20 protein-coding genes and 1 pseudogene are annotated in these 20,748 nt (G+C 67.9%); 9 read left to right on the top strand and 12 right to left on the bottom strand.

Annotation, left to right across the window (positions count from 1 at the left end; all coding sequences use genetic code 11):
- Positions 1-153 precede the first annotated feature (153 nt).
- The 4 genes and pseudogenes from merA to WS91_RS26875 all read left to right on the top strand — a co-directional run.
- Positions 154-1,545 (top strand): annotated as a pseudogene (merA, locus tag WS91_RS26890) (mercury(II) reductase); the annotation flags it as partial.
- A 13-nt stretch (positions 1,546-1,558) separates the two neighbouring features.
- On the top strand, positions 1,559-2,236 hold the full coding sequence (gene merB, locus WS91_RS26885; RefSeq protein WP_197422284.1) for an organomercurial lyase MerB: 678 nt from the start codon (positions 1,559-1,561) through the stop codon (positions 2,234-2,236).
- Positions 2,237-2,551: 315 nt separating this feature from the next.
- Positions 2,552-3,169: a LysE family translocator gene (locus WS91_RS26880; protein WP_059671351.1), complete on the top strand. Its 618-nt coding sequence runs from the start codon at positions 2,552-2,554 to the stop codon at positions 3,167-3,169.
- Positions 3,170-3,277: 108 nt separating this feature from the next.
- Positions 3,278-3,526 (top strand): hypothetical protein, encoded by a 249-nt coding sequence (locus WS91_RS26875; protein ID WP_009894598.1) that lies wholly within the window; start codon positions 3,278-3,280, stop codon positions 3,524-3,526.
- A 49-nt stretch (positions 3,527-3,575) separates the two neighbouring features.
- Here the strand turns inward: WS91_RS26875 and WS91_RS26870 are convergent, their stop codons facing one another.
- The 7 genes from WS91_RS26870 to WS91_RS26840 form a co-directional block, all read right to left on the bottom strand.
- Positions 3,576-4,931 (bottom strand): MFS transporter, encoded by a 1,356-nt coding sequence (locus tag WS91_RS26870; RefSeq protein WP_038747535.1) that lies wholly within the window; start codon positions 4,929-4,931, stop codon positions 3,576-3,578.
- Between the two features lie 193 nt (positions 4,932-5,124).
- Complete coding sequence (gene pcaC / locus WS91_RS26865) at positions 5,125-5,508, bottom strand: 4-carboxymuconolactone decarboxylase (protein ID WP_038747531.1); 384 nt, start codon at positions 5,506-5,508, stop codon at positions 5,125-5,127.
- A 15-nt stretch (positions 5,509-5,523) separates the two neighbouring features.
- Positions 5,524-6,309 (bottom strand): 3-oxoadipate enol-lactonase, encoded by a 786-nt coding sequence (gene pcaD / locus WS91_RS26860; RefSeq protein WP_059671350.1) that lies wholly within the window; start codon positions 6,307-6,309, stop codon positions 5,524-5,526.
- Positions 6,310-6,321: 12 nt separating this feature from the next.
- A complete protein-coding gene (locus tag WS91_RS26855; RefSeq protein ID WP_059671349.1) occupies positions 6,322-7,680 on the bottom strand; it encodes a 3-carboxy-cis,cis-muconate cycloisomerase in 1,359 nt (452 codons plus the stop codon).
- Between the two features lie 139 nt (positions 7,681-7,819).
- Entirely contained in the window at positions 7,820-8,476 is a 657-nt protein-coding gene (locus WS91_RS26850) for a CoA transferase subunit B (protein ID WP_059671348.1), read from the bottom strand.
- Positions 8,477-8,494: 18 nt separating this feature from the next.
- Complete coding sequence (locus WS91_RS26845) at positions 8,495-9,208, bottom strand: 3-oxoacid CoA-transferase subunit A (protein WP_059576896.1); 714 nt, start codon at positions 9,206-9,208, stop codon at positions 8,495-8,497.
- Positions 9,209-9,412: 204 nt separating this feature from the next.
- Positions 9,413-10,636, bottom strand: coding sequence for a 4-hydroxybenzoate 3-monooxygenase (locus WS91_RS26840; RefSeq protein ID WP_059576900.1), 1,224 nt, complete (start codon positions 10,634-10,636; stop codon positions 9,413-9,415).
- Between the two features lie 166 nt (positions 10,637-10,802).
- Here WS91_RS26840 and WS91_RS26835 point away from each other — a divergent pair, with 166 nt between their 5' ends.
- The 3 genes from WS91_RS26835 (at position 10,803) to WS91_RS26825 (ending at position 13,404) form a co-directional block, all read left to right on the top strand.
- Positions 10,803-11,726 (top strand): LysR family transcriptional regulator, encoded by a 924-nt coding sequence (locus WS91_RS26835; protein WP_059642235.1) that lies wholly within the window; start codon positions 10,803-10,805, stop codon positions 11,724-11,726.
- 143 nt (positions 11,727-11,869) lie between these two features.
- The gene (gene folE / locus WS91_RS26830) at positions 11,870-12,601 is read left to right on the top strand and encodes a GTP cyclohydrolase I FolE (protein ID WP_082758384.1); all 732 of its coding nucleotides are present in this window, start codon (positions 11,870-11,872) and stop codon (positions 12,599-12,601) included.
- Positions 12,601-13,404 carry an SDR family oxidoreductase gene (locus WS91_RS26825; RefSeq protein WP_059671346.1) on the top strand — a complete coding sequence of 268 codons (804 nt, stop codon included), beginning with the start codon at positions 12,601-12,603 and terminating at the stop codon, positions 13,402-13,404. The genes folE and WS91_RS26825 overlap by 1 nt, the downstream gene beginning before the upstream one ends.
- A gap of 166 nt (positions 13,405-13,570) precedes the next feature.
- On the opposite strand, the gene epsC is transcribed toward WS91_RS26825, so the two are convergent.
- A complete protein-coding gene (gene epsC / locus WS91_RS26820) occupies positions 13,571-14,494 on the bottom strand; it encodes a serine O-acetyltransferase EpsC (RefSeq protein ID WP_038747507.1) in 924 nt (307 codons plus the stop codon).
- Between the two features lie 124 nt (positions 14,495-14,618).
- Positions 14,619-14,855 carry an HlyU family transcriptional regulator gene (locus WS91_RS26815; RefSeq protein ID WP_038747504.1) on the bottom strand — a complete coding sequence of 79 codons (237 nt, stop codon included), beginning with the start codon at positions 14,853-14,855 and terminating at the stop codon, positions 14,619-14,621.
- Between the two features lie 269 nt (positions 14,856-15,124).
- Here WS91_RS26815 and WS91_RS26810 point away from each other — a divergent pair, with 269 nt between their 5' ends.
- Positions 15,125-15,541 carry a DUF3005 domain-containing protein gene (locus WS91_RS26810; protein ID WP_038747502.1) on the top strand — a complete coding sequence of 139 codons (417 nt, stop codon included), beginning with the start codon at positions 15,125-15,127 and terminating at the stop codon, positions 15,539-15,541.
- Between the two features lie 747 nt (positions 15,542-16,288).
- On the opposite strand, the gene WS91_RS26800 is transcribed toward WS91_RS26810, so the two are convergent.
- The 3 genes from WS91_RS26800 to WS91_RS26785 form a co-directional block, all read right to left on the bottom strand.
- Positions 16,289-17,230 (bottom strand): SMP-30/gluconolactonase/LRE family protein, encoded by a 942-nt coding sequence (locus tag WS91_RS26800; RefSeq protein ID WP_038747578.1) that lies wholly within the window; start codon positions 17,228-17,230, stop codon positions 16,289-16,291.
- Positions 17,231-17,235: 5 nt separating this feature from the next.
- Positions 17,236-18,816, bottom strand: a complete 1,581-nt coding sequence (locus tag WS91_RS26795; RefSeq protein WP_059671344.1) for an aldehyde dehydrogenase (NADP(+)) — start codon at positions 18,814-18,816, stop codon at positions 17,236-17,238.
- A 671-nt stretch (positions 18,817-19,487) separates the two neighbouring features.
- A complete protein-coding gene (locus WS91_RS26785) occupies positions 19,488-19,718 on the bottom strand; it encodes a hypothetical protein (RefSeq protein WP_038747491.1) in 231 nt (76 codons plus the stop codon).
- A gap of 447 nt (positions 19,719-20,165) precedes the next feature.
- Here WS91_RS26785 and WS91_RS26780 point away from each other — a divergent pair, with 447 nt between their 5' ends.
- On the top strand, positions 20,166-20,633 hold the full coding sequence (locus WS91_RS26780; RefSeq protein WP_059576921.1) for a universal stress protein: 468 nt from the start codon (positions 20,166-20,168) through the stop codon (positions 20,631-20,633).
- Positions 20,634-20,748: the final 115 nt, after the last annotated feature.

The raw sequence follows: 20,748 nt of genomic DNA, 5'->3' as shown, positions 1-20,748 counted from the left end.
CCGCGCGCTTCGGCGCATCGTCTCGCCGACGGCACGCCGTGAAACTGCGAGCCTCGAGATTTCGGACCGACGTGGCTGATTGAAGCGGCGCGAACGTCCTTGCCCCTGATCGCAAGAAGAAGGAGGGTACGCATGATCCCAATGAAAAACGCGCTGCGCGTGGCCGTGATCGGCAGCGGCGCCGCCGCGACGGCCGCGGCGCTGAAGGCCGTCGAGCGCGGCGCTCGCGTGACGCTCGTCGAGCGCGGCACGATCGGCGGCACTTGCGTCAACGTGGGCTGCGTGCCGTCGAAAATCCTGATCCGCGCGGCGCATATCGCGCAGTTGCGGCGCGAAAGCCCGTTCGACAGCGGCATCCTTCCAGGATCTCCGGCCATTCTGCGCGATCGGCTGCTGGCTCAGCAGCAGGCGCGCGTCGACGAACTGCGGCGCGCAAAATACGAGACCATTCTCGACGGTCATCCGGATATCACGGTGCTGCAAGGCGAAGCCCGATTCCTCGATGGAAACCGCCTGGCGGTCAGGCTGAATGCAGGCGGCGAGCGCGAAGTGCCGTTCGACCGCTGTCTGATCGCAACGGGCGCGCGCCCCGCGATTCCGGCCGTTCCCGGTCTGGCCGGCACGCCATACTGGACCTCGACGGATGCGCTCGCGAGCGACGCCATTCCGGCGCGGCTCGCTGTCATCGGCTCGTCGACGGCGGCCGTCGAACTTGCGCAAGCCTTCGCCCGGCTGGGCAGTCGCGTGTCGATCCTCGCGCGCCACACGCTGTTCTTTCGCGAAGATCCTGCGATCGGGCAAGCGTTGACGAATGCATTCCGCGCCGAAGGAATCGACGTGCGCGAGCACACGCATGTCGATCGCGTCGGCCATGCCAACGGCGAATTCGTGCTCGGCACGGAAAACGGCGAGCTGCGGGCCGACCGGTTGCTGATCGCAACCGGCCGCACGCCGAATACCGAAGAACTCGCGCCGGCAGCGGCCGGCATCGCCGTCGACGCACAAGGAGCCGTCGTGGTCGACGAGCGCATGCGCACTGGTGTCCCGCATATCTACGCGGCCGGCGATTGCACCAGCCAGCCGCGCTTTGTCTATGTCGCGGCGGCCGCCGGCACACGGGCGGCGATCAACATGACGGGCGGCGATGCGGCGCTCGATCTGGACATCTTGCCGGCCGTCGCGTTTACGGACCCGCAAGTGGCGACCGTCGGCTACGACGAAGCGCGCGCTCGCCGAGCCGGCATCGCGACCGACAGCCGCACGCTCTCGCTCGAGCACGTGCCGCGCGCGTTGGTCAACTTCGACACGCGCGGCTTCATCAAGCTCGTCGCCGAGGCCCGTACCGGCAGGCTGCTCGGCATGCAGGCGGTCGCGCCCGAAGCGGGCGAACTCATTCAGGCCGCGGCGCTCGTCATCCGGTCGCGGATGACCGTGCGGGAACTGGCCGATCAGCTGTTCCCCTACCTGACGATGGTGGAGGCCCTGAAGCTCGCGGCCCAGGCCTTCGCCAAGGACGTGGCGCGACTCTCGTGCTGCGCCGGATGACCGGGAGGCAATCGTGAATATTGATCGCTATGCGACTGACCTTATCGATCGCTTGACGCAGGCCGATCGGCCCGAAGGCTTCGGCCAGCTATTCGTCGCGCTCTTGCGCGAGCTGGCGAAGGGAAGTCCCGTATCGCCCGCCGCGCTTGCCGCGGCGCTCGCATGGCCTCGCGAGCGCGTCGCGGCGATGCTGGGTCACGCCGTCGATATGGAATGGGACGATGACGGCAACGTAGTCGGGTACGGGCTCACGCTGCGACAAACAGCGCACGCGCTCGATGTCGGCGGCCGGCGCCTGTACACGTGGTGCGCATTCGATGCGTTTTTTTTCCCGATGTTGATCGGCCAAACGGCGCACGTCGTCTCGCGCTGTGTCGCAACCGGCGAGCCCGTCACACTGACCGTCGCCGCGAAGCAGGGTAGCTTGCTAAATGTCGAGCCGGCCGGCGCGGCCGTGTCGCTCGTGTCGCCGTGCGGCAGCGGCCCAATCCGAGCGGCGTTCTGCTGCCAGGTGCATTTCTTCGCCTCCGCCGAGATCGGACGAGCGTGGGCATCAACGCAACCGGGCGTCGACATCGTCGATGCTCGCATGGCATTCAACGTGGGATACGCGTGCGCGCAACACTTGCTGCAAGCCGTGCGAGGGCGGCAGCCCGGCGGCGGATGCCATGAGGCGTTCGAACGATCGTGAGTCGCGCGCCGGGCTGTGCGTACGGCTGCCTTGCCGCTCTGTTTGCGTCGCCCGCGGGAGCACCGTGACGTGAGACGGCGTCGGCGCGCAGATTCGTTCGGCGTGAATGGAATAGGGCGAAGCTCGCGTCCGCCGCGGAAACCCCGTCTTCAGGCGGCAATGCCATCCGATCATCATCGGATGGGATAGTCCGCACCTGTAATGACCCGCCCCGTACCGGTAACCATTCCGAAAACTGTATCGGTACTGTACTGCCATCGTCCACTAAACTCGCTTCGTCATCCTTGCTTTGTCCCGGACGAAGAGAGCACCACCATGAACTACCTCACCGTCAGTGCGCTGCCCGCCGGCATGCTGTTCGCGCTCGTCACCTCGATCACCCCCGGCCCGAACAACACGATGCTGCTCGCGTCCGGCGTCAACTTCGGCTTTCGCCGCACGCTGCCGCACATGTTCGGCATCAGCGTGGGCGTCGCGATTCTGATGCTGTCGGTCGGCTTCGGCCTCGGCGAAGCGTTCAAGCGAATCCCCGTGCTCTATGCGCTCCTCGAAACCGCCAGCATCGTCTACCTGCTGTATCTCGCATGGCGCATCGGCACGTCAGGCGAAGTGCGCGCTCACCACGGCAAGTCGCGCCCGATGACGTTCGTCGAGGCGATCGCGTTCCAATGGGTCAATCCGAAAGCATGGATGATGGTGCTGACCGCCGCGACGACGATCCAGCTCTCCGCGGACTACGGCCGCAACGCCGTCTGGATGGCGCTCGTGTTCGTCTGCGTCGGCCTGCCGAGCATCAGCATCTGGGCCGCGTTCGGTCAGGGGCTGCGCGGCTTCCTGTCGAATCCGCGCTGGCTGCGCGCGTTCAACATCACGATGGCCGCGCTGCTCGTTCTGTCGCTTTATCCGATACTCGCCAAGGTGGCCGGCCACTGAAGCCACTGAAACGCCTCGCCCGTTGTGATCCGATCCGGTAAAGCGTACGCTTTCTTTCCGGACGTCGGTTCGCTGCCCCGCGAACCCGTCCCGGCCGGGAGAACGCAGATGAAGCCACTGCTGAAAGCAGGCGATCGGATCGAAGGCCTGCATTGGGTCGCGGAGTATCGCCATCGCGCGCACCTGATTCGCGTGCTGCGCGAGCGCGTCGAAGTGGGCACTTACGGCGCGCCGTCCGCGCTGTTCGGCGACGAGGAAGAGATGGGCGCATCGACGCCCGCCGATCACCGCAGCCGCGAAGCTGCATTGCGCGCGTACCTTCGCCACTTCGCGAAGGTCCACGACGCCGAGGAATGACGGGGCGCGAACACGCCGCCCCGTCGATCTTCGCAGCAGCTCGCGCCGATCATGCCGAACGCGCCGGCGCGTCCGGCTCCACGTCGCGCAGCGCCGCCGCGCGCTTGACCATCAGCGCACCCGCCGCGATCAGCGCCGGCACGGCGAGCATCGAAAAAATCGTGCCGAATCCGAGCTGCGCCTGCAGCAGCAAGCCTCCCGAAAACGCTCCCAGAATCCCGCCGAAGCGCCCGACGCCTAGCATCCACGCTACGCCCGTCGCGCGTCCGCTCGTCGGATAGAACGCCGCCGCGAGCGCCGGCAGCGACGATTGCGCGCCGTTCATGCAAACGCCCGCGACGAACACGACGGTCGCCAGCAGCGCGAGATGCCCGGCCTGCAATCCGATCATCCATACGAACAGCGCCGTCAGCGCATACGTGAACGCGATCACGCGATGCGGCTCGAAGCGGTCCATCAGCCAGCCGGTCGCAATCGCGCCGATGCCGCCGCCGAGCGGAAACAGCGCGGTGACGAGCGCCGCGTCGCGCACGGTGAAGCCGGTGTCGCGAATCAGCGTCGGCAGCCAGCTCGTCAACAGGTAGTAGACGAGCAGCCCCATGAAGTAAGTGAGCCACAGCATCGCGGTGCCCGCGCGATAGCGCGGCGACAACACGACGGCCGCCCCCGAACGCCGCTGCTCGCCGCGTTCGTCGGGCAGCACGAAGCGCACGCCGTCGAACGTCGTGCCGGGCGCGATCCTGCGCAGCACCGCGGCGATCCGCTCGTGCGGCGCGCCGCGCAACACCATGAAGCGGATCGACTCCGGCAGCGCGATCAGCAGCGCGCCGAGCAGGAGCGGCGCAACGCCGCCGACGACGAACACGCTGCGCCAGCCGTGATCCGGAATCAGCGCGGCGGCGACGAGGCCGCCCGCCGACGAGCCGAGCGTGAAGCCGCAGAACATCGTGTTGACGAGGAACGAGCGTTTCGCGTGCGGCGCGTACTCGGCCATCAGCGTCGTCGCGTTCGGCATCGCGGCGCCGAGTCCGAGCCCCGTCAACAGCCGCAGCACCGCGAGCTCCGTCACCGATTGCGTGAATGCGCAGCCGATGCTGAAGAGTCCGAACAGCACGACCGAGCCGACCAGCACGCGCTTGCGGCCGATCCGGTCGGCGAGCGGCCCCGCCGTGAGCGCGCCGAGCGCGAGGCCGACGAGCGCCGCGCTCATCACCGGGCCGAGCGCGGCCTTCGCCACGTGCCATTCCTGGCCGAGGGCGGGCGCGACGAAGCCGATCGCGGCGGTGTCGAAGCCGTCCGCCGCGACGATCAAAAAGCACAGGATCAGAATCAGCCACTGATAGGGCGAAAAGCGCCGTTCGTCGATGAACTGCTGCACATCGAGCTGGCGCGCGAGGTGGGTCATTGCTGTCTCCGTTGGGTTTGTAATCGACGCGTTCGCGTCCCGCGCCGATGCGATGCCGGCGCATGTCGTCGCGCACGGGCGGCGGCCGTTCGGCGCGCCGCCCGTGCGGTGTGTCGTTTCTTGCTCGTGTCTCTTGTGTCTCTCGCGTCTCTTTTGTCGCTAGCGTCTCGCTTGTCTCTTGCACCGCGCGGCGTCAGGCCGCGTCGTCTTCGCTGAAGATGCGCTGCGCGAGGTGAAATGCCGAATTCGCTGCAGGCACGCCGCAGTAGATGGCGGTCTGCAGCAACACTTCCTTGATCTCGTCGCGCGTCACGCCGTTGTTCTTCGCTGCGCGCAGATGCAGCGCGAGCTCTTCGCCGCGATTGAGGGCAACCATCATCGCAATCGTCAGCAGGCTGCGCGTGTGGCGCGGCAGGCCTTCGCGCGTCCAGATCTCGCCCCATGCATAGCGCGTGATCAGGTTCTGGAACTCTTCGGTCAGCTCGGTGCGATTCGCGAGCGAGCGCTCGACGTGCGCATCGCCGAGCACCGCGCGGCGCACCTTCATGCCCGCTTCGTAACGTTGGTCGTCATTCATCTCGATGCCCTCGCGTCACGCCGTCAGGAAATCGGTCAGCGTGCGATTGAAGCCGTCCGCGCATTCGATGTTCGAGATGTGCGCGCAGTCGAATTCGACGTGCTCCGCCCCCGCGACCGCGGCGGCGAGCGCGCGGCCCTGGTCGGGCGGCGTCGACATGTCGTGCGCGCCCGTCACGACGAGCGTCGGCGCGCGAATGCCCTTCACTTCGTCGCGCAGATCGGCGGCGTTCAGCGCGTCGCAATTCGCCGCGTAGCCTTCCTTGTCCGTGTGATTGAACGTGTCGCGAATCACGTCGATGAGGCGCGGCTCGCGCTCGAAGAACGCGGCCGTGAACCAGCGCGGCAGCACCGCGTCGGCGAGCGCCGCCATTCCTTCGGCGCGCGCCTGTTGCGCGCGCGGCCCCCACACTTGCGGCGAGCCGATTTTCGCGGACGTATTCGACAGCACCGCGCGATCGATGCGGCTCGCATGGCGCGCGGCGAGCGCCGCGCCCGTGAGGCCGCCCATCGAGATTCCACAGAAATGCGCGCGCTCGATCCCGACGTGGTCGAGCAGGCCGATCACGTCGCCCGTCAGTTGCTCGATCGAATACGAGCCGGCCGGCGCGTCGGAGTGACCGTGACCGCGCGTGTCGTAGCGCAGCAGGTTGAAGTGCGCCGTCAGCGGGCCGATCTGCGGCGCCCACATCGACAGGTCCGCACCAAGCGAATTCGAGAACACGAGCCACGGTGCGCCGGCGCGCGTCGCGCGGTCGATCCGGTAATGCAGCCGCACTCCGTTGACTGATGCGAAAGGCATGGGAATCTCTCCTTAGTGGCGGCTCGCATGGAGCGCGAGCACGGCGTCGACGTAGGCATGCGCCTCGCCGACGTAATGAGCGGGATCGAGCAACTGGCGCAGCGCGTCGGGCGCGATGTGCGCCGCGACGTCCGGATCGGCGGCGAGCACGTCGTACAGCGGGCGGCCGCTGCGCACGGCTTCCTTCGATGCGCGCTCGACGAGATGATGCGCGTCGAGCCGGCCGATCTTGTCGCCGAGCGCGAGCATCACCGCTTCGCCGAGCACGAGGCCGTGCGTCGCGTCGAGATTCGCGGCGAGACGCGCGACGTCGACGTTCAGGCCGGCGACGATCTGCGCGACCTGCGCGAGCGCGCCGCCCGCGAGCCGCGCGAGTTCGGGCAGCGCGTCCCATTCGGCCTGCCAGCCGCCGAGCGCACGCTCGTGCTCCTGAACCATGCCGGCGAACACGGTGGAGACGAGCCCCGGCGCGCGCACGGCCGCGGTCAGCACGGCCGCGCAGCCGACCGGGTTGCGCTTGTGCGGCATCGTCGACGAACCGCCCTTGCCGGCCGCGGCAGGCTCGGCGAGTTCGCCGATCTCGGTCTGCATCGACAGCGAAACGTCGCGCGCGATCTTGCCGAGCGTGCCGATCAGCATCCCGAAGCAAGCCGCCGTCTCGGCGATCCGGTCGCGCTGCGTGTGCCACGGCGCGGCCGGCAGCGCGAGCCGCAAGTCGTCCGCGAGCGCGCGCGCAACCGCCGGCGCCGCGTCGCGCAGGCTCGCGAGCGTGCCCGCCGCCCCGCCGAACTGCAGCGCGAGCGTGCGCTCGCGCAACGCGGCGATACGCTCGCGATGACGAAGCAGCGCGTCGAGCCATTGCGCGAACTTCAATCCGAGCGTGATCGGCAGCGCCTGCTGCAGCCACGTGCGGCCGATCATCGGCGTCGCGCGATGCGCGGCGGCGAGCGTCGCGAGCGTCGCGCACGTATCGCGCAGCAGCGGCTCGAGCCAGTCGAACGTGTCGCGCAGCTGCAGCACCGTCGCCGTGTCGATGATGTCCTGGCTCGTCGCGCCCCAGTGCACGAATTTCGCCGCTTCGGCGTCGCGCGCCTTCACGCGCGCGGTCAACTGCCTGACGAGCGGAATCGCGAGATTGCCGCCGAGCGCCGCGTCGCGCATCAGCGCCTGCGCGTCGAGCGCGTCGGCCGTGCACGTCGCCTCGATCGGCTGCACCGCGCTCGCCGGAATCACGCCGTGCGCGGCGAGCGCGCGGGCAAGCGCCGCTTCGACGTCGAGCATGCGCTGCAACGTCGCGCGCGGCGACCAGATCTGATTCAGCGATTCGCTCGCACAGATGAGGGAGGTCAGGCGGGCGCTGTCTTCGAGCATGGGATCGATCGGAAAAAAACGGATTGCGCTTATTGTCCACCGAAGCGCCGAACGGCGCGCGCTCGTCCGTTCGGCCGACCTCGGCGACACGCCAGGCGGCCGGGCGAAACAAACGCGTGCGGCGCCGCGCGCCGCCGCGTTATGCGGCGGCCTTCCGCGTCGCGTCGACGAGCGGCACGCCCGTGAGCTTCTGCAGCTCGTCGAACGAGATGCCGGCGAAGATCTCGCGCACGGCGAGCCCGTCGCTCGTCACGTCGAGCACCGCGAGATCGGTATAAATGCGATCGACGCAGCGCACGCCCGTCACCGGATACGAGCATTGCGCGACGATCTTGCTTTCGCCCTGCTTCGTCAGGTGCTCCATCATCACGAACACCTGCTTCGCGCCGATCGCGAGATCCATCGCGCCGCCGACCGCGGGAATCGCATCGGGCGCGCCCGTATGCCAGTTCGCGAGATCGCCTTTCGCGGATACCTGGAACGCGCCGAGCACGCAATAGTCGAGATGGCCGCCGCGCATCATCGCGAACGAATCCGCGTGATGAAAGTACGCGCCGCCCGTGAGCAGCGTCACGTGCTGCTTGCCGGCGTTGATCAGCTCGTCGTCCTCTTCGCCCGCCGCGGGGGCCGGGCCCATGCCGAGCAGGCCGTTCTCGCTGTGCAGGAAGATTTCCTTGCGCGGATCGAGATGGTTCGCGACGAGCGTCGGCACGCCGATGCCGAGGTTCACGTACGCGCCTTCGGGAATGTCTTGCGCGACGCGCTTGGCCATGTCGTCGCGGGTCAGTCGTTTCATCGTGCTCTCCTCGGGGATTCAGGCGGCGCTCGCGGCGCGTTCGGCGGCCAGCTCGGCCGCATGCGCGGCCTGCGGCACTTCGACGATGCGCTGCACGAAGATGCCGGGCGTCACGACGTGCTCGGGATTCAGCGCGCCGAGCGGCACGACTTGCGACACCTGCACGATCGACGTTTTCGCGGCCATCGCCATCACCGGGCCGAAGTTGCGCGCGGTCTTCCGATAGACGAGATTGCCCCAGCGGTCGCCCTTGTACGCCTTCACGAGCGCGAAATCCGCGTGAATCGGCGTTTCGAACACGTAATGCTTGCCGTCGATCACGCGCGTTTCCTTGCCTTCGGCAAGCTTCGTGCCGTAGCCGGTCGGCGAGAAAAATCCGCCGATGCCGGCGCCCGCCGCGCGAATCCGCTCGGCGAGATTGCCTTGCGGCACCAGCTCGAGCTCGATCTCGCCCGCGCGATACAGCGCATCGAACACTTGCGAATCGGCCTGGCGCGGGAACGAGCAGATGATCTTGCGCACGCGCTTCGCCTTCAGCAGCGCGGCGAGGCCCGTCTCGCCGTTGCCGGCGTTGTTGTTGACGATCGTCAGCTCGCGCGCGCCGTGCGCGATCAGCGCGTCGATCAGCTCGGCGGGCATCCCGGCCGTGCCGAAGCCGCCGATCATGATCGTCGCGCCGTCGTGGACGTCGGCCACCGCCGACTGGAGGGAATCGAAAATCTTGTTGACCATGTCTCTTCCTGTGCGAATCCGCGCGCGCCGCCCGCTGCGGCACGCGTTCGCGCATGGCTGCGCGCTTCGCCAGGCGATCCGATTTGTTCGAATTACGAACTCAGATTCGATTAGCGAACGGTGTGCCGATCATAGAGGCGCGCGCGCAGAATTGTCAAGACGACGGCGCGCGGGCCTGCCTTGCGCGATTTCCGCGCGATGCGCTCACGCGGCGGCGGCCGCGCCGAAGGAAGGCGTGGTGCGCGACGCGTCGTCGAACGGCAAGCCGACGTAGTTTTCCGCGAGCGACTGCGCGGCCGCGCGCGAACGCGTGACGTACTCGAGCTCGGCGCGCCTGAGCCGATTGACGAACGGCGAATCGTCGGCGCACGGATGCAGCATGTTCGTCATGCAATACGAAAAATGCTCGGCGCGCCATACCCGTTCCAGACAGGTTGACGAGTACGCGTCGAGCAAGTCGTCGCGGCCGTCGCGGTAGCGCGCGCCGAGCGCGCGCGACAGCGCCCGGACGTCGGCGACCGCGAGGTTCATCCCCTTCGCGCCCGTCGGCGGCACGATGTGCGCGGCATCGCCCGCCAGGAACAGCCGCCCGTACTGCATCGTCTCGGACACGAAGCTGCGCATCGGCGTCACGCTCTTCTGCGTGATGCGGCCTTCGCTCGGCATCCAGCCGCTGTCGTTCTCGAAGCGCGTGCGCAGCTCTCCCCAGATCCGCTCGTCCGGCCATTCGGCCAGGTTCTCGTCGGGCCGGCATTGCAGGTACAGTCGGGTGACGGTCGGCGAGCGCATCGAGAACAGCGCGAAGCCGCGCGCATGATGTGCATAGACGAGCTCGTCGAGCGACGGCGCCGCCTCGGCGAGGATGCCGAGCCAAGCGTACGGATACACGCGCTCGAACGTGCGCAGCCGCTCGGCGGGAATCGTCCGGCGGGCGATGCCGTGAAAGCCGTCGCAGCCGGCGACGTAGTCGCAGTCGATGCGCTCGGTGCGCCCGTCCGCATGCGAGAACGTCACCGACGGCCGCCCGGTCGCCACGTCGTGCAGCGCGACGTCGCGCACGTCGAAATGGGTCGGCTGGCCGTGCTCGAGCGCGGCCGCGATCAGATCGCGCACGACCTCGTGCTGGCTGTAGACGGTGATCGCCCGGCCGGGTGTCAGGTCACCGAAGTCGATCCGGTGGCGGCGGCCGCCGAACAGCAGCTCGACGCCATGGTGAACGAGGCCCTCGCGCCGCATCCGCGCGCCCAGACCGGCTTCGTTCAGCGTGTCGACGGTGCCTTGCTCGAGCACGCCGGCGCGGATGCGGTTCTCGCAGTATTCGCGCGAACGCGTTTCGAGCACGACGGATTCGACGCCTTGCAGGCGAAGCAGATGGGAAAGAAGCAACCCGGACGGACCGGCGCCGATGATCGCGACTTGCGTGCGCATTGTTCGTCTCCTGTGTCGACCGGAGTCAGCGCTTCGGCGCTTGCACCGGCTGCATGAAATGTGAACATTGATTCGAATGGCGAACCGATTGTCGGCGCTATCCCGACTATGCGGCAACGCAATTCAGGAGATAAGTTGTATACGGATTTTCAATAGTAGCGACGCGATGCCCGAACTCGATCTGAACCTCATTCCGTACCTGGTCGCGCTCCACGAGACGCGCAACGTGAGCCGCGCAGGCGAGCTGCTCGGCGTCAGCCAGCCGCGCGTGAGCGCCGCGCTCGGGCGGTTGCGCGAGCACTTCGGCGATCCGCTCTTCGTGCGGACGTCGCGCGGCATGGAGCCTACGCCGCGCGCGCTCGCGCTGATCCCCGCCGCGCGCGACGCGCTCGCGAGCATCGAGCGCGGGCTCGTCGCGCCGCACGACTTCGATCCGGCGAAGAGCGCGCGCACGTTCGCGATCGCGTTGTCCGACGTCGGCGAGATCGTGTTCCTGCCGAGGCTGCTGCAAGCGCTGGCGGAACGCGCGCCGCAGGCGAACCTGCGTTCGGTTTCGCTGCCGCACGCGGAGGTCGGGCACGCGCTCGAGGACGGCCGCGTCGATCTCGCGATCGGCTACTTTCCGGATCTCGGCGGCACCAACTTCTTTCAGCAGCGGCTCTTCACGCACCGCTTCATCTGCCTGCTGCGGCGCGGCCATCCGCTTGCGGAGCGGCCGCTCACGCTCGAGCAGTTTCTCGCGTGCGGCCACGCGGTCGTGCGCGCGGAGGGCCGCAGCCAGGAAGTGCTCGAGCGGCATCTGGCGAAGCGGCGGCTCGCGCGCCGGGCAGTGCTCGAAACGCCGCACTTCATGAGCCTGCCGTTCATCCTGAGCCGCACCGACCTGATCGCGACGGTCCCGCACGCGATCGGCTACGCGTACGCGACCGAGCACGCATCGATCACGCTCGTCGAGCCGCCGCTGCCGTTGCCGCGCTTCGACCTGAAGCAGCATTGGCATCGCAAGTTCCACAACGATCCGAGCATCGCGTGGCTGCGCGGCGTCGTCGCCGGGCTATTCAACGACGCGCTCGACGAATGGCCGAAATGACCGAAATGACCGCGCAGAGCCGCGCGTGCGGCAGCGCACGCCCGTCGTTCGCAAAAGCGAACCACAGCGCACGCACGCAGCGAAAGCATGAAACAATGATCGACCGGCCGCAGCATCGGCGGTCTTCACGGAGTTCAGAGGATATGGCTAAAGGAAAGACCGCGAGCGAGCGCGCGGCCCCGACCGTACGCAAGGCGGCGGCCAACAAGACGAACGAAACGGCGAGCAAGCAGACGGCCCGCAACGCGGCTCGCAAGCCCGCGACGCTTCCCCCGGCCACGCCCCGGCCGAGCCGCGACGAAGCCGAAGCGGCCGTTCGCGTGCTGCTTCGCTGGGCAGGCGACGATCCGGCGCGCGAGGGCCTCGCCGACACGCCGGCGCGCGTCGTGCGCGCGTACGAGGAATTTTTCTCCGGCTACGCGCTCGAACCGCGCGACATCCTCGCGCGCACGTTCAGCGAAGTCGACGGCTACGACGAGATGATCGTGCTGAAGGACATCCGCTTCGAAAGCTATTGCGAGCACCATATGGTGCCGATCATCGGCCGCGCGCATGTCGCGTATCTGCCGAACCATCGCGTCGTCGGCATCTCGAAGCTCGCGCGGCTCGTCGACGCATTCGCGAAACGCCTGCAGATCCAGGAAAAGATGACCGTGCAGATCGCCGACACGCTGTTCGACGTGCTGCAGCCGAAGGGCGTCGGCGTGATCCTCGAGGCCGCGCACCAGTGCATCTCGACGCGCGGCATCCACAAGCCCGGCGTCGAGATGGTGACGTCGCGCATGCTCGGCTCGTTCCGCACCGATCCGACTACGCGCCGCGAATTCCTGTCGATCGTCGCGAATCCTTCCTCGGTCAACCTGACGAATACGTAATGCAGTCGAGCTTGAATCCAGCCACCGCACCCGTCGTGCTCGTGACGGGCGCCGCTCGCCGCGCGGGCCGCGCCTTCGCGCTGCGCTTCGCCGCGCGCGGTTATCGCGTCGCCGTGCACTACGACCGCTCGGCCGATGCCGCGCAGGCCGTCGCGCGCGAAATCGAATCGTCGGGCGGCGAGGCCGTCGCGCTGCAGGCGGACCTCGCGCACGCGGATGCGATCGCGTGTCTCGTCGATGCGGTCTACGCGCGCTTTGGCCGTCTCGACGTGCTCGTGAACAACGCGTCGGTGTTCTGGCAGGACCATCTGCCGAGCTTCGATCTCGCTGCGTTCGACAACGCGTGGGCGATCAACTGCCGCGCGCCGATCCTGCTCACGCGCGCGTACTACGAGCGCGCGAAGGCGGCGGGCGCGCAGGGCGTCGTGATCAACGTCGTCGATCAGAAGATCAAGGAAAACTTCCATCGCGACCATTTCAGCTACACGGTCGCGAAAGCGGCGCTCGGCAATCTCACGCAGATGCTCGCGCTGTCGGCGAGCCCGGTGCTGCGCGTGAACGCCGTGTTTCCGGGATTGATGCTGCCGAGCGACGACCAGACGCAGGCCGACTTCGAGCACGCGAGCCGCGCATCGACGCCGCTCGCGCGGATCGCCGGGCCGGACGACGTCGCGGACGCGATCCTGCTGCTGACCGGGCCGGCCTACAACGGCGCCGATTTCGTCGTCGACGCGGGACAGAACCTGATCCGTGTCGATCAGGACGTGCTGTACAAGCATCGTTCGCCGGCCGGTGAGCATTGATCCGGCAAGGGCGACTGCGGCAACCGGTTGCCGACGAGCCGCAAGCCGCAAGCCGCAAGCCGCAAGCCGCAAGCCGCAAGCCGCAAGCCGCAAGCCGCAAGCCGCAAGCCGGCAATCAGCGTGAGCGAGCGCGGCGGTGCCGTCAAGCGGCAACCGCGCCATCCGCTCAATCCTTCTCGATCTGCTCCTTGTCGCTCTCGCGGATCTTCCCTTGCGCGACGCTGCTGCCGGGCGGCACGCTGTGCGTGAGCCACACGTTGCCGCCGATCACCGAACCCTTGCCGATCGTCACGCGGCCGAGGATCGTCGCGCCCGCATAGATCACGACGTCGTCCTCGACGACCGGATGCCGCGCGTTGCCCTTGACGAGCACCCCGTCGCCGTCGGCGGGGAAGCTCTTCGCGCCGAGCGTGACCGCCTGATAGAGCCGCACCCGCTCGCCGATGATCGCTGTCTCGCCGATCACGACACCCGTGCCATGGTCGATGAAGAAGCTCGGGCCGATTTGCGCGCCCGGATGGATGTCGATGCCCGTCGCCGAATGCGCGATCTCGTTGATGAACCGCGCGAGCAGCGGCACGCCGAGCTGATACAGCGCGTGCGCGAGCCGGTGGTGCATCATCGCGAGCACGCCCGGATAGCAGAGCAGGATCTCGGTGATGTGCTGCGCGGCCGGATCGCCGGCGTACGCGGCCTGAATGTCGCTGACGAGCAGCGCGCGGATGCCGGGCAGTTGCGTGCCCAGCTCGCGCGCGATTCCGAACGCGCGTTCGGCGAGCGCGGCGGGCGGCGTGTCAGCGTGCTCGGGGAGGAACGGCAGCGCGCGGCGGATCTGCTCGGCGAGCAGGCGCAGCGTGCTTTCGAGCGTGTGGCCGACGTAGTAGTCGACGGTCTCGTCGGTCAGATCGGGCGCGCCGTAATGCGTCGGGAACATCGACGCGCGCAGGCCCGAGACGATCGTGCAGATCGCGTCGCGCGAAGGCAGTTCGCGAATGCCGCGCGGATGGCGCGTCCGGTGCAGCTTCTCGCGCGATTCGCGCAGCTCGGCGACGATGTGTTCGAGGTCCCAGTTTCGGGCGGATTTCGACATGGGCAAAAACGTACGGCCGCGCTTCGGCGCACGGCCGTCCAATAAAAGTGACGGGTTCCGCAAGATTACCGCGTTTTTGCCGCGTCAGCGGCGTGCACGCCGCCGCGCGCTTCGCCGCGCCGTCCTAAATCGTGAGACTGCTCGCGTCGATCCATCGGACGGCCCAATCGCGCGCATGCGCGATCGCCGCGTCTTCGTCGTTGAAATGCAGATCGGAGGGAAAGAAACGATTCGCGACCAGCTCGCCGTCGCTCGATCGGGAGATGACGACGTAAGGCTGAAACGAGCCGTCGCTTGAGCGCGCCGGCGCACAGTTCAGCAGGTACCCGCGATGCGTGAATGCCGTAGTCGTAGAGTGCATAAGTCCGCCCACCTTAAGTCCCCTTTACCTTCTTCTTCGCTACCCGTCCGTTAAGGATGCCGCGGCGCCCGATGCGGGCGAAAGCGGGTGCGCCAAATGTCGCGCACCGCTTTGTCGGAAAAGAATCATACTCTGTAGAAAACGCGTCTTCTAGCTGAAATAATTATTTGGAAAGCGTGACACGCGGCGCGACGGCGGCGCTCGCACGCGCGTCCTTTTCCGTCTTGCCCGGAACGGGTCTTGCAAGATCCGGGCGTCGCGCCGCGAGGATGATCGCGATGAATCCGTTCGAACGCAGGGCGCCCGCCGACGCCGGCCGCGCGCATCCGCGCAGCGTCGAGCTGTACAACGACGCGACGCACGACAGCACCGTCGACACCGACGGCAAGAACCGCGAGGCCGCCCGCATTGCAAGCGGCGGGCCGATTTCTCCTGACCAGATCACGACGAGCAACGCGTCGCTCGTCAATGCGATGCCCGAGACGCCCGACGGCTTCGCCGGCTTCGACAGCCGGCCCGCCGGCAATCATCCGCAGTTTGCGCTGCGCTCGGGCTATACCGTCGTCGACAAGGGGTTCGACGCCGCCGCGTCGCGCGATGCGCGCGCGGCCGACGAGTTTGCGCTGCCTTATCATCCGCCGCGCCGGCCGGGTCGCATCGTCGAGTTCGCGCCGATTCCGCGTTGATGTCGGTGTTGATGTCGGTGTTGATGTCGGCGTGCATGTCGGCGTTGTCGTTGCGTGCGTGCCGGCGCGTGCTGATGCGTGCCGCTGTTGCGTGCCGCCGATGCGGCATCGGCTCGCAAGCCGGGCGATCGTCACCGCCGCAGGACGGGCGCGCCGTTCGGCCGCGTTCGCATTCGTATGCCAAGAGACCAGCTCGACTGCGCATTCAATCGGGCCGATCGTTTGATTCGGGCGTTTGAATGTGCGCGCAGGCGCGACGCATAGCGTTTTCGCCGGTCGGCGCATGCCGAATCTTTTCGAGATAAGCCGACGCGCACGCAACGGAGTTGCGCTCGCGCGGCTTGCAATGCGTAACGAACGGTAAACGTCGCCGATCGCCGCTGCCGCATCGCTTCACCACGCTTCACGAAACGCATGTGCTTCACCGCGAAACGCACATGCGCGCCCTCAGTTGCCGCGCGCGTCGATGCGGCGTCATCGGTTTTCGCGGCATCGGCGAAATCGGTACCGGTACCAGCGTCGATATCGATGTGCGGTTGCCCCGGAAAGCGGTGATAGCGTCGATCCGGATTTCGACAACGGCCGCCGCGCCGCCGGCTGCCGCGCTCGAGCCGACCTGCACGCGGTGCGCGTCGGCGCGGCGCAACCTACGGCGTTGCGACGCGACGCAACGCAACGCATGCGCAACGCCCGAACGCAGGAGGCCGAACCGCGACGCGAGCCACGCGCATCGCGACGCGCCCGCGCTCAACCGCCCGCCACCCCTTGCGCGTTCACGTACAGCGAATACAAGCCATGGCTCGCCGCCATGAACAGCCGGTTCCTGTGCCGTCCGCCGAAGCAGACGTTCGCGCAACGCTCGGGCAACGCGATGTGCCCGATCGCGTCGCCTTCCGGCGTGAACACGCGCACGCCGTCGAGCTCGTCGGCGCCCATCCCCCAGCCGCACCACAGGTTGCCGTGCGCGTCGACGCGAAAACCGTCGGGCGTCCCCTCTCCCGCATCGATCAGCACGCGTTCGTTGCGCACCGATTTGCCGTCGCTCGCAACATCGTAAGCGCGGATCGTGCGCGGCCGGCCCTTCGATTCGACGACGTAGAGTATCGATTCGTCCGGCGAAAATGCGAGGCCGTTCGGCCCCGGCACGCCGTCGACGACGGCTTCGAGCTCTCTCGTGTGCGGATCGATCCGATAAACGCGCTCGGGCAATTCCGGCTCCTGCTTCTCGCCTTCGTAAAAGCTCTGGATGCCGAAGTCCGGATCGCTGAACCAGATCGAGCCGTCGGACTTCACGATCACGTCGTTCGGCGAATTCAGGCGCCTGCCTTCGAAGCGTTCGGCGAGCACCGTGATCGAGCCGTCGTACTCGGTGCGCGTGACGCGGCGCGTCAGGTGCTCGCAGGTGACGAGCCGCCCCGCGCGATCGCGTGTGTTGCCGTTCGCGTTGTTCGACGGCTGGCGGAACACGCCGACCGCGCCGCTCTGCTCGTCCCAGCGCAGGAGCCGATTGTTCGGGATGTCGCTCCACAGCAAGTAACGGCCGTCGCCGAACCACACCGGCCCCTCGGCCCAGCGCGCGCCCTGAAACAGGCATTCGACGGACGCCGACCGGATGCGCAGCGCGTCGAAACGCGGATCGAGCACGCGCACGGCCGGATCGGGATAGCGCCTGGATTCGATTTCGCGCATCGCGTTCACTCCCTGCCGAGCTGGCCGTCGCGCAAGCGCCAGAGGCCGAGCGGATTCGCGTCGGCGAGCGCGGCCGGCAGCAGCGCCGCGGGCAAGTCCTGATAGCAGACGGGCCGCAGGAAGCGCTCGATCGCGAGCGCGCCGACCGACGTGCTGCGCGAATCCGAGGTCGCCGGGAACGGCCCGCCGTGCACCATCGCGTGCGCAACCTCGACGCCCGTCGGATACCCGTTCGCAACGATGCGGCCCGCCCTGCGCTCGAGCGTCGGCAACAGTTTGCGCGCCAGCTCGACATCGTCGTCTTCGAGATGCAGCGTCGCGCTCAACTGCCCTTCGATGTGCTCGGCGAGCGCGATCATCTCGCCGACGTCGCGACACACGACGACAAGCGACGTCGGCCCGAAGATCTCGGCTTCGAGCCGCGGGTCCTGGGCGAACTGCGTTTGCGTCGTCGTGAACAGCGCGGGCAGCGCGGCGTTGCGCGCGTCGCTGCGCACGCCCTGCGCGACTTCGCTCACGCCCGTCGCCGCACGGCGCGCGGCGACCGCGCTCTCGTACGACGACGCGATGCCCGAGGTCAGCATCGTCTGCGCGCCCTTTTGCGCGAGCGCCTGCGCGGCCGCGTCGACGAACGCCTTCAGGTCCGGCCCGTCGAGCGCGACGACGAGCCCGGGATTCGTGCAGAACTGTCCGACGCCGAGCGTCAGCGATTCGACGAAGCCTTGGGCGATCGTCGCGCCGCGCGCGCGCAACGCGCCGGGCAGCACGAAGAACGGATTGACGCTGCTCATTTCCGCGAAGACCGGAATCGGCTCGCGCCGCCGGGCGGCGACGCCCATCAGCGCGATGCCGCCTCCGCGCGAGCCGGTGAAGCCGACCGCCTTGATCGCCGGATGCGCGACGAGCGCCTCGCCGATCGCGTTGCCCGCGCCGACGACGAGCGAGAACACGCCGTCGTGCAGACCGCAATCGGCGACCGCCTGCCGGATCGCGCGCCCGACGAGCTCCGACGTGCCCAGATGCGCGGGATGCGCCTTCGCGACGACCGGGCAGCCGGCCGCGAACGCCGACGCGGTGTCGCCGCCCGCTACCGAGAACGCGAGCGGAAAATTGCTCGCGCCGAACACGGCGACGGGGCCGACCGGAATCTTCTGCAAGCGCAGATCGGCGCGCGGCAGCGGCTTGCGCTCGGGCTGCGCGGAATCGAGCGTCGCGCTCAGCCAGCGGCCTTCGCGCACCACCGACGCGAAGAACCGCAACTGGCCGACCGTGCGCGCGCGCTCGCCTTCGAGACGCGCGACGGGCAGCGCCGATTCCGCATGCGCGCGTTCGATCAACTGATCGCCGAGCCCGACGATGCGCTCGGCAACCGTTTCGAGAAAGCGCGCGCGCGTCTCGAGCGGCGCCTGGCGAAAGGAATCGAATGCGGCGCTCGCAAGGCGGCACGCGCGATCGACTTCGGCCGCGCCGCCCGCGCCGAACGCCGGCTCGAGCTCGACGTCGTGCGTCGGATCGAATGCGCGCATCGTGCCTTCGGTGCCGCGCACCGCGGTCGCGCCAATCAACATCTCCCCAGTGATCTGCATGCTTCCTCCGGATTGAAAAATCTGCCGAGGGCGGCGGGCGGCGCGATGCCGCGCGCGCCGCCCGCAGGCGAATCGGGTGAATCGGGTGAATCGGACGAGTCAGTGCGATCGGGCGGCTCGACGGGCCGCGCCGATCGGGTACACGCGAATCGCATTATCGTGCCAGACGGCGCGGCGCGCCGCTTCGCTCGAATCGGCGCGCGGACAGGCGGAGCGGGCTGGGCCGGCGGCGAACGAGTCCGGCATACGAACGCGGGATAGGCCGCGCGCAACGATAAGGCGCGGCACGCCGCCATCGCGGCGAACAAGCGATGCAGCAGGTTCCCGGGGCCGACGTGGCGCGACGGATACGATCCGTTCACATGACGCGAACGGCATCTGCCACGGCGAATCGCGGACATGAGCGCATGCCGCGGAATGCACGCGCGTTTTCGGAAATCAACGCTTTCCGGGATTCTCGGCGAACGAGAAGCCGGCCCGAACGAACGCCGACGATCGACGCTCGTCCGCCAAGCGCCGGCGTGAATCGATTTGCGGATACGTCCTGCGCCGACGGCGCGCCGCCCATCGGCTGCGCGAGCGATAGCGACGGCGACGGCGACGACACCCGCGCCGCCGCCGGCATCGCCCGCACCGGCCGGCGATCGGCCCGCTTCGCCGCGGCCGCCGCCCTACCAGCTCGGATTGTTCCTCCCGACTCTGCGCCCGGTACTCGGCCGCGCAAACTTGTAAGGCAGCTCCTGCCGATCGAGATATGCCTGAATCGTCGGCCACTGGGCGTCCGCGAGCAGCATCTCGCAGACATGCGGCACATCGGGCGAAGCGCCGCCCACGCCGATCAGGTCCGGCAGCGCGTACCGGTTGGCGTCTTCGGTCAACACCTCGAGCGCGACATACGGCATGTGTCCTCCTTTTCCGGTTGGACGAAACCGAACGAAACGGGCGGCGGGCGGGCGCGACGGCCGCGCCCTTGCGCATGCGGCCTCGGCGCTCGCACGCGGCCTTCGTCGATCGTCGTAAGAAATGTCGGGAACGCTCTCGCCCGACGCGTTTCAAACCAGCATCGATTCGCGCCGCTCGGCGAACGTGCCCGGGGCTCGGCCAAGTCTATTACGGCGCCGCGACACGCGACGCGAACCGATCCGGCCGATACGCCGATCGCGCGCAAAAAATCCGCCGCGACCGACGGAATCCTGAAAAGTCCGGCGCCGCGTTTACTTCGCCGCGCCGGATCGCTGCGTATCGAGTTCGCTGCGCCCTAGTCAGTAATCGTTTACTTTGTAAAAAGACGTCGTCAAACCCAGCCGGCCGAACGGCCGATCTTTTCTCAACCGCACCACGGAGACATCATGTATCAGCGCATTCTTGTCGCAGTCGACGGCAGCGAAACGGCACGCCACGCATTCGACGCGGCGCTCGGCATCGCCAGGACGAGCGGCGCGGAGCTGCAGCCCTTCTACGTCGTGGAGAACGCCGCGATCTACTACAACGTGCCCGGCTACGATCCGTCGATCCTGCGCACGCAACTGCTTCAGCAGGGCAACGATCTGGCGAAGGAATTCGCGCAGAAGATGCACGAAGCCGGCGTGAAGGGCGCGCTGAAGATCGGCGAGGCGACGTCGCTCGCCGACGTGCCGTCGCTCATCGTCGAAGGCGCGAAAGCGTTCGGCGCGGACCTGCTCGTGCTCGGCACGCATGGCCGCCGCGGTTTCAAGCGGCTCGTGCTCGGCAGCGTCGCCGAACAGTGCGTGCGGCACTCGGCGCTGCCCGTGCTGCTGATCCCGGCCGCCGCGCATCCGGAAGATCGGGAACACTGATCGAACGCAACGGCTGCGATGTTTCGCCGCAACCACGCGTTGCGGCCGAACAAGGAAATCGCACGGGGAGTCGCGGCGTTTTGTCGCTAAACAGGCTTAGCCCGCGATGGGACAA

It is taken from the genome of Burkholderia sp. MSMB1498, assembly GCF_001526245.1.
Classification (GTDB): domain Bacteria; phylum Pseudomonadota; class Gammaproteobacteria; order Burkholderiales; family Burkholderiaceae; genus Burkholderia; species Burkholderia savannae.
This window is presented reverse-complemented; position numbering and strand designations above follow the sequence as displayed.

What these genes read in the sequence shown, in the direction of transcription:
- WS91_RS26825 (WP_059671346.1), top strand. Translation starts at nt 12,601, where the DNA reads ATGCAGTCGAGCTTGAATCCAGCCACCGCACCCGTCGTGCTCGTGACG.
- pcaC (WP_038747531.1), bottom strand. Translation starts at nt 5,508, where the DNA reads ATGAATGACGACCAACGTTACGAAGCGGGCATGAAGGTGCGCCGCGCG.
- WS91_RS26795 (WP_059671344.1), bottom strand. Translation starts at nt 18,816, where the DNA reads ATGCAGATCACTGGGGAGATGTTGATTGGCGCGACCGCGGTGCGCGGC.
- WS91_RS26815 (WP_038747504.1), bottom strand. Translation starts at nt 14,855, where the DNA reads ATGCACTCTACGACTACGGCATTCACGCATCGCGGGTACCTGCTGAAC.
- pcaD (WP_059671350.1), bottom strand. Translation starts at nt 6,309, where the DNA reads ATGCCTTTCGCATCAGTCAACGGAGTGCGGCTGCATTACCGGATCGAC.
- WS91_RS26810 (WP_038747502.1), top strand. Translation starts at nt 15,125, where the DNA reads ATGATCGCGATGAATCCGTTCGAACGCAGGGCGCCCGCCGACGCCGGC.
- WS91_RS26850 (WP_059671348.1), bottom strand. Translation starts at nt 8,476, where the DNA reads ATGAAACGACTGACCCGCGACGACATGGCCAAGCGCGTCGCGCAAGAC.
- folE (WP_082758384.1), top strand. Translation starts at nt 11,870, where the DNA reads ATGGCTAAAGGAAAGACCGCGAGCGAGCGCGCGGCCCCGACCGTACGC.
- WS91_RS26800 (WP_038747578.1), bottom strand. Translation starts at nt 17,230, where the DNA reads ATGCGCGAAATCGAATCCAGGCGCTATCCCGATCCGGCCGTGCGCGTG.
- WS91_RS26870 (WP_038747535.1), bottom strand. Translation starts at nt 4,931, where the DNA reads ATGACCCACCTCGCGCGCCAGCTCGATGTGCAGCAGTTCATCGACGAA.
- WS91_RS26845 (WP_059576896.1), bottom strand. Translation starts at nt 9,208, where the DNA reads ATGGTCAACAAGATTTTCGATTCCCTCCAGTCGGCGGTGGCCGACGTC.
- WS91_RS26880 (WP_059671351.1), top strand. Translation starts at nt 2,552, where the DNA reads ATGAACTACCTCACCGTCAGTGCGCTGCCCGCCGGCATGCTGTTCGCG.
- WS91_RS26835 (WP_059642235.1), top strand. Translation starts at nt 10,803, where the DNA reads ATGCCCGAACTCGATCTGAACCTCATTCCGTACCTGGTCGCGCTCCAC.
- WS91_RS26780 (WP_059576921.1), top strand. Translation starts at nt 20,166, where the DNA reads ATGTATCAGCGCATTCTTGTCGCAGTCGACGGCAGCGAAACGGCACGC.
- epsC (WP_038747507.1), bottom strand. Translation starts at nt 14,494, where the DNA reads ATGTCGAAATCCGCCCGAAACTGGGACCTCGAACACATCGTCGCCGAG.
- WS91_RS26785 (WP_038747491.1), bottom strand. Translation starts at nt 19,718, where the DNA reads ATGCCGTATGTCGCGCTCGAGGTGTTGACCGAAGACGCCAACCGGTAC.
- WS91_RS26840 (WP_059576900.1), bottom strand. Translation starts at nt 10,636, where the DNA reads ATGCGCACGCAAGTCGCGATCATCGGCGCCGGTCCGTCCGGGTTGCTT.
- WS91_RS26875 (WP_009894598.1), top strand. Translation starts at nt 3,278, where the DNA reads ATGAAGCCACTGCTGAAAGCAGGCGATCGGATCGAAGGCCTGCATTGG.
- WS91_RS26855 (WP_059671349.1), bottom strand. Translation starts at nt 7,680, where the DNA reads ATGCTCGAAGACAGCGCCCGCCTGACCTCCCTCATCTGTGCGAGCGAA.